The following is a 5,558-nucleotide window of genomic DNA, read 5'->3' as shown; positions in this document are numbered from 1 at the left end:
AGCCACAATCCCCATAGCACCGAAATCTGCCCGCGCTTTCCTCCTTGTCAGATTTATCGCCGCTGCAGCTCACGCTGACAGCAGCCACAAACCTTAGACAAAGCGGACCTTGATGGTCACAGACTGAACGTCTGCTTCTGGCATTGTTGCGTGAGCTGTTTCTACGGGGCAATTAAGAATTGGCTGTCCGTTTCGAGCAAACTTACAAGGCCGGGCAACTTTCTTGTTCTATCTTCTACTTTCTGACAAGAATTGCATGTTCCCGCTCTATAACCTTTTCCCAATCGCCTTGGGCTTTCAGACCGGTCGAAGAGTCTCCCATTAGCGAAGTAACCATCAATCTTCCACGCGCTTTCGCTTCTTCTTTCGAAAACCCGGCCTGTTCAAACATCCAGGCGGCGAACTGGAACCGTTTGCCGATGGTTCTTTGATACGATTCTTTCACCTTCTCATCGGTATTCGCCCACACTGAGACAGCGTGATCCGGCAAGGCGGCGTCCTCTTCAATGACCTTTTTCATAAGAAGAAGAATGCGGTCTTCCGGGGGGCCGCCAAATGTCTTTGCCTGTGCGATCACTTTGTCAGTCAGTTCCTGCTCCCAATATCTGAGCACCTCATCCAAAAGCTCACGGACGTTCTTGAAATGCCAGTAAAAGCTGCCGCTTGTCAGGTTCAGTCGCTTTGCCATTGGCACGACTTTTATCGCGGAAACGCCACCCTCGTTCAGGACTTTGTAGGCAAGCAAAATCCAGTCTTTTTTGGTCGCAGCGTTTTTGGGTGAGGCTCGGGTGACAGTTTCTGACATTCAGATTATAGCATTCATTATTTGACATAGAGTAGTCTATGGTCGTACCGTAGAGAAGTCTATGGGCAACTGGGAGTTCACGAAATCGTGCTCTTCGAAACGCCATGCAGAATAGGGGGGATCAATGAAAAGCATTATGAATTCCACGACTGGCGCACTATTGGCTTTGGGTTTGTCGTTGGCTGGCACCGCTTCAGCGCAAAACGCGCTGCCGACTGGTCGCACTGCTTCTGCAATTGAAAATGGTGTTTATCCCGCGTCGTACTTTCCCAACACTGAAATCCTCGGCGCGGATGAAATGCGTATCACGGCATTAGGTACGGGGATGCCAAACCAAACCAAGGCAGCCGTTTCAATTTCGTTTTATGTGGAACTTGGGAATGGGGACGTCTTTCTGTTTGACGTAGGAACTGGCGCAACGGGAAACCTTTTCTCGCTGCGACCAGACTTCGCAAAGATCGACAAGGTCTTCTTCAGCCATTTGCATGTTGATCACGTTGGAGACTTCATGGGCCTCCACGTTGGAGGTTGGCTTTCGGGCAGATATACACCGCTCCGCATCTTCGGCCCGTCCGGATCAGAAGATGAACTGGGCACCAAAGCTTATGTTGAGGGCATGTCTAAAGCCTATGCTTGGGATTTGGCCACACGTACAGGGGCGCTGCCGGATGATGGCGCCAAGCTCGAAGTCACTGAATTCGATTACATGCAAGAAAACGAGATCGTTTATCAGGAGAACGACGTAACTATCCGATCCTGGCCTGCGATTCACAGCCTTGATGGTTCCGTGAGCTACTCACTGGAATGGAATGGGCTGAAGTACGTCTTTGGTGGCGATACTTACCCAAACAAATGGTATGTAGACTATGCCAAAGGGGCGGACATCGCTTCTCACGAAGCTTTCCTGCCACCTGATGCTCTGGCCCCGTATTTTGGCTGGGACATGAAACAGGCGACTTATGTAGCTACGCGCATTCATACCGAACCTGCTGCCTTTGGCAAAGTGATGTCCGCGGTCGAACCTCGCATGGCGCTGGGGTATCACTCTGTTCTTTCACCCGAAAATTATCAGGCGATTTTGGAAGGCGTTCGTTCGACTTACAATGGACCTCTGACGCTGGCGCGAGATCTACAGGTGATCAACGTAACAAAGGACCAAATCGTTGTTCGGGAAGCGAGTGTTGACGACTATGTGCTACCACCAGCTGTGAGCGACGAATACATCAACGCCCCGCGTTCAAAAGAAAAAGAGCCTTCTGAAAAGGTTCAAGCGGGCAAGTGGGACGGTTACACGCCACCGCCAATGCCGGACAATTGACGTTCAAGGGGTGAACAAAATTCCGATTTGGCGGTATCTGTGCCGACTATTCCTGATGCTGAGCGTGATGGTCTCGGGTGCACAGGCCGTTTCAGCAGATGTCGTTTTGACAAACGGTTCGGAAGTCGCACCCAATATTGCTGTCCTTCATGTCAAAGATGATGGGGTTTACGTCGACCTTGAGATCTATATCGAAGATATTCCGTTGTTTGCGGATATGTTGCCAATTGGTTGGTCATCGGATTTCGTCGAGGGTGAGCCGGAGGCTGAACAAGAGTCCAATCAAGGCTCTGCCCAAGTCGAAAATCGGGTGCTGTCTATTGTTGCAAGGGACGAAGAGCCCCTACACGCTGAAATCAGAAAGTTAGAATACCGAACGCGCATCGACCGGGCCTCGCCGCTTGCAGGTCAGCGCGATCCATTCTCGGGTCAAATTGTTCCCAGCCCGCCAAAAGATCCGCGTGTTCTGTTCGTCGAAGTGTTCTTTCCGTTTCAAAACTCAGTTCCCAACGAGCTGACCATAATGCCTCCATCGCAGGATGGCGAACCACTGGTAACAATCGGGATGCAGGTTTTTGACCGAGAGGTTCCGGTCACGGATTTCAGCTACTTGTCAAAGCCGGCAGAGTTAAAGATTCACTGGCCTGATCCGTGGGATAGCCGCTTTTCTGCGGAAAGCCTGAATCGAAAAGCTCAGGACGGGACATCCACCTTTCTTTACATCGAACCTCGTGAAGTTCGGCATGAGACGCTGATCCGCTTGCGTGAACTGGCGCCTTGGATTGGTGAAACTACCGAAGTCGGTCAAACACTTTCGCCACAGCCTAGCGCCTTGATCGTAAACCAAGCGGCGGCCTTCCTGGCTTCTCGTAACCCTGTGTCAATTGATGGCAAATTAGTGCAACCGTCGAACGCTACAGCAAAACTCCTGGAGCTGACATCGCAGGGTTTTCAGGTTGTCGAGCCGGGAAAGGAAGTGTCTGTGAACAATGCGTTTATCGGAGCTATCCTGTCTTTCCCATCGGCAGACCTTCCCGATCAGGTGACAGTCACATGGGATATGTTTGACGAGAAAATCTCCCGCGTTGCGACCATTTCAAACGATGTCGCCGGACCGTTCTTTGGAGCTGTGACACCAGCAGACCCTCAGTTTCATTGGCAGAACCACTTGCTCCAATACGAAAGAGCATCTGTCACTCAAATTCCAGTTGAGCAGCAGACATGGCAGAACCCGGCATTCGCTTTGATCTCCGGGATGATTAGTGCCGCCTCACTTGGTTTCTTCCTGCTGTGCAAGGAAAAAGTTGCAAAGCGCATCAGTTGCGTAACAATGATTGCCGCAACATCGGCAACCGTCGCGTTTTCGGGATATTTGCCGGACTTGCCTTGGAAGAAGTCTGTGCCCCCTGAGCTGCAGGTTGCGGAAGATATACTGCGCTCGATGGTCGAGAACTTGAGCACGGCGACTCTGGAAGTTTCGCCAGCGGCAAGAAAGTCAGAGCTGGCACAGATTGTGACGGAAGCGTCTCTGGGTGACATCGCATCAGAGGTTGAACGTGGTCTCGCGATCCGAACGCCAGGAGGCAGTCTTGCTACGGTTACTAATATCAGCGACCTGAAATTAGAGCGCATTAACCCAACCCTCAAACCGGGTGGATTTAGCACTCTGGCCAAATGGACGGCGAAAGCCCAAGGCGGTCATTGGGGGCATGCCCATATGCGCGCCGTTACGTTTCGGGTGCTGGCCGAGGTCATACCTGAGTCAGGCCATTGGAAGCTGGATGGATTAACTGTAATCGAGGCTCGCGATCCAAATGCATAAGTGTTTAAGACCAAAGGTTTTTGCTTTCGGCGCTCTGTTTGTCGGTGTTTTTTTGTCACTGACGCTGTCGGCCTCGGCGCATTTTTTGCTTAACCTCAACGTTCGAATTTCGCATGTCGAGCATTCCGAAGACGGTCTGCGTGTCTACATCCGTACGCCCATGCCTTATCTGGTTGCAGACAAGGTCGGTGATCAGGATGGTGATGCCTTGCCGAAAGCTGCACCATTCACGACTAATGCCATGAGCGACGGTCAGTTGGTCCACTTCGTCGACTTGCAGGCAGTCATGAGCGATCCCAATGGGCTGGGGCAATTCGCCGAAGGTGGGTTGCATCTGATAGTCGACAATCAGCGCTTAAGAGGAACAGTTAAGTCCGTTCGCTTGCATCGCGTTGGAAATGAGCCCGGATTTGCAACTTTGACCGAAGCTCAACAGGCCGTGGACACCGAAACGGCCTTAACGCCGCCGCTTTTTGTTGGTGACACAATTGTCGATCTCGTCCTGCATTATGACACCGACGGCCCGATCCAATCGTACAGCATTGCCAACGTGCTGGACCCCGGCTTGCCGGATCAGGACCAAACGGCCAACTTAATTCTCGACTACGCATCGGACACACCGCAGATATTCCGATCTCGGGGCCTGATGACTGAACCATTGGTGGTTCAGCAAGAGGGGTATGGAGGATTCCTGAGTTTTGTCTGGGAAGGCATACGACATATCCTCGAAGGGTTGGATCATGTTCTGTTTGTTGTGTGCCTGGTCATTGGGGCGCAAACTCTCCGGGCGCTACTACTGCGTGCAACCGGTTTTACCGTGGGGCATAGCGTAACGCTGTCGCTGGGGTTTTTCGGGTTTGTACCATCGGGCGCGTGGTTTGTTCCTGCCGTCGAAACCGGGATCGCACTTTCTATCATATTTGCAGCCGTCGCAGCGTTTATGAGTTTTAAGGACAGCGCGCGCTCTGAGGTCACGATGGTGCTTCTGACGACACTGATTGGCCTCTTGCACGGTCTTGGGTTTAGCTTTGTGTTGCACAAGATTTTGCAGGTTACATCCCCAAACATCTGGCAAAGCCTGCTTGCATTCAATCTTGGCGTCGAGCTTGGCCAGGTCACCATTATTCTTGCGCTCTGGCCTGCCTTAATAATGTGTCGGCGCTTGAACTCCAGTTTGTGGATGTCCCTACGAGTGGGCTTAGCCGGTGGATGTGCGGTTATCGCCTGCTTTTGGACCTTTCAGCGAGTTGCCGAGGTTTATTCCACGCTGGCTTAAGGTCATTGCGATGACGCATGCCGTGATGGTCGCCTGGGAGAAAAGCGGGCATTCGGCTGTTCCGCAGCATTAGGCAGATTGGGCTCAAGGCAGTCATCTGAGTCTTTTAGTCAGATGACGGCTTAGGAACGGATAGCGGTCATTGTTGGAGGTCAATCGGAGGAATTTCGCCTGAAGGTCTGCATTGAACGGCAGCGGACGTTCGCTGAATTCTGCTGAACGGCAGAATTGCGGACGAGGACGAAACCGCTCTCGCGGTATTGGCGCTGGTGGCGTTCGCTGGGCACTGATTGGGGCACAGAGATTTTGTAGATGGGCGCGTCTGCCTGACGATTGG

The 5,558-nt window shown here is 52.2% G+C and carries 5 protein-coding genes; 3 read left to right on the top strand and 2 right to left on the bottom strand.

Translation table 11 applies throughout. The features are described 5' to 3' along the window. Positions 1-235: 235 nt before the first annotated feature. Positions 236-805: a TetR/AcrR family transcriptional regulator gene (locus AVO44_RS20465; RefSeq protein WP_068341328.1), complete on the bottom strand. Its 570-nt coding sequence runs from the start codon at positions 803-805 to the stop codon at positions 236-238. A 160-nt stretch (positions 806-965) separates the two neighbouring features. Here AVO44_RS20465 and gntH point away from each other — a divergent pair, with 160 nt between their 5' ends. The 3 genes from gntH to AVO44_RS20450 are packed head-to-tail and all read left to right on the top strand — an operon-like array spanning position 966 to position 5,221. After that, entirely contained in the window at positions 966-2,123 is a 1,158-nt protein-coding gene (gene gntH, locus AVO44_RS20460) for a guanitoxin biosynthesis MBL fold metallo-hydrolase GntH (protein WP_169794894.1), read from the top strand. A 10-nt stretch (positions 2,124-2,133) separates the two neighbouring features. After that, positions 2,134-3,945 (top strand): hypothetical protein, encoded by a 1,812-nt coding sequence (locus AVO44_RS20455; RefSeq protein ID WP_068341321.1) that lies wholly within the window; start codon positions 2,134-2,136, stop codon positions 3,943-3,945. A gap of 52 nt (positions 3,946-3,997) precedes the next feature. Beyond that, entirely contained in the window at positions 3,998-5,221 is a 1,224-nt protein-coding gene (locus AVO44_RS20450; protein WP_157770065.1) for a HupE/UreJ family protein, read from the top strand. A 152-nt stretch (positions 5,222-5,373) separates the two neighbouring features. Here the strand turns inward: AVO44_RS20450 and AVO44_RS21495 are convergent. Continuing rightward, positions 5,374-5,558: hypothetical protein (locus tag AVO44_RS21495; protein WP_205626573.1), on the bottom strand; the 185-nt coding region annotated here is incomplete at its 5' end.

The sequence above is a fragment of the Ruegeria profundi genome (genome assembly GCF_001507545.1).
GTDB lineage: Bacteria > Pseudomonadota > Alphaproteobacteria > Rhodobacterales > Rhodobacteraceae > Ruegeria > Ruegeria profundi.
This window is presented reverse-complemented; position numbering and strand designations above follow the sequence as displayed.

Excerpts from the sequence above, each read along its gene's own strand:
- AVO44_RS20465 (WP_068341328.1), bottom strand. The coding sequence starts at position 805 with ATGTCAGAAACTGTCACCCGAGCCTCACCCAAAAACGCTGCGACCAAA.